Below are 1,414 nucleotides of genomic sequence, written 5' to 3'. Positions count from 1 at the left end.
TGTGATGTCCCGCGACATATGTCCGCATATGTCGCGGGATTTTTTGGGTTTTTGGGGTGGGTGTTTCGGGTCATTTGTCCGTTTTGGGTTTGGGGTGTTTCAGGACATTTGTCCGTTTTTTGGTTGGTAGGTTTTGTTGGGGTTGATGGTGTGTTCGGCGATGATTTCCCCGGTGTTTTTGTTGATGATTATGGTGTGTGGTCCGTGTATTAGGGCGATTACGGGGTTGTTTTTGTGGGCGCGTCCGATGCCTAGGTGGGTGAGTTTTCCGTGGTATCTGAGGGTTATGGTGCCGCTTTGGTCTACGGTGTCTAGTCGTACGCGCCAGTCGTTTTTGTTGATGGTGATTGTGGGGTGTGCTTTTGGTTTGTTGTGGTAGGCCTGGTTGGGTGTTTTTCTGTTGAGTGCTCTGTGGGGGCGTTTGGTGTTGTAGATGTGTTGGAAGTCTTTTAGGAGTGTGTTTAGGTCGTTGAGGTTGGTTGCTGGTGGTTGGGCGTTGAGCCATTTTTTGAGGGTTTGGTGGTAGCGTTCGATTTTTCCTTGGGTGGTGGGGTGTGCTGGGGCTCCGTTTTTTTGGGTGATGTTTAGTTCGTCTAGTAGTTGTTCGAAGGCGTTGGGTTGGTTGTTGCGGGTGTTGTTTCCTCTTGCTAGTCGGGTGGTGTAGACCATTCCGTTGTCTGTGAGGGTTGAGGCTGGTAGGTCGTGGATTTTGGCGGTTTGGGTGAAGGTTTGGACTACGGTTTGGCAGGTGATGTGGGGGTGGGCGCTTACGTGTAGGAGGTAGCGGGAGTGGTCGTCTAGCCAGGTGATTACTTCTGTGTCGGTGCCGTTTTTTAGTTGGACGTGGGTGAAGTCTGATTGCCAAGTTTGGTTGGGTAGATCTGCTTGGAATCGGTGGTAGGAGTTTTTGGGGCGTTTTTGGGGTTGGGGTGTTATTAGGTTGGCTCTTTTTAGGATGCGCCAGATGGTGGTTGGTGAGGGACGGTTTTCGTTTGGTAGGTGGTTCCAGATTGATTGGGGTCCGTTGTCTAGTCCTTCGTTTTGTAGTTTGTGGCGTAGTTTGATGATTTGGTTAATGGTTTGTTGATTTGTTGCGTTGGGGTTGTGGTGGGGTTTTCTTGATTTGGGTTCTAGGCCTTTTAATCCGTGTTGTCGGTATTGGGCTAAAAGGCGGCGGATGTGGCGTGGGGAGGTGTCGAAGTGTGTGGCGGCTTGGCTGGTGGTCATTGCTCCTTCCGTCACCGCAAGGACAATGGCACGATTCTTTGAATATGACATGCTTGAGATTACAGGTTTTCGGACAAATGACCTGGGACATTAAAAGAGTTTTTCCTTATTACAAGCGGACACAAGTCCTGAAAGATCTTAAAACCCCAACCCCAAGAAAAACGGACACATCTCCTGAAACCACACA

1 protein-coding gene is annotated in these 1,414 nt (G+C 49.7%); it reads right to left on the bottom strand.

What is annotated here, in order from left to right:
* Nucleotides 1-99: 99 nt before the first annotated feature.
* Nucleotides 100-1,278 (bottom strand): IS481 family transposase, encoded by a 1,179-nt coding sequence (locus PG728_RS09290; RefSeq protein ID WP_270627272.1) that lies wholly within the window; start codon nt 1,276-1,278, stop codon nt 100-102.
* Nucleotides 1,279-1,414: the final 136 nt, after the last annotated feature.

Origin of the sequence: Varibaculum timonense (genome assembly GCF_027694345.1) — a bacterium.
Taxonomy (GTDB): Bacteria; Actinomycetota; Actinomycetes; order Actinomycetales; family Actinomycetaceae; genus Varibaculum; species Varibaculum timonense_A.
This window is presented reverse-complemented; position numbering and strand designations above follow the sequence as displayed.

What these genes read in the sequence shown, in the direction of transcription:
- PG728_RS09290 (WP_270627272.1), bottom strand. Translation starts at nt 1,278, where the DNA reads ATGTCATATTCAAAGAATCGTGCCATTGTCCTTGCGGTGACGGAAGGA.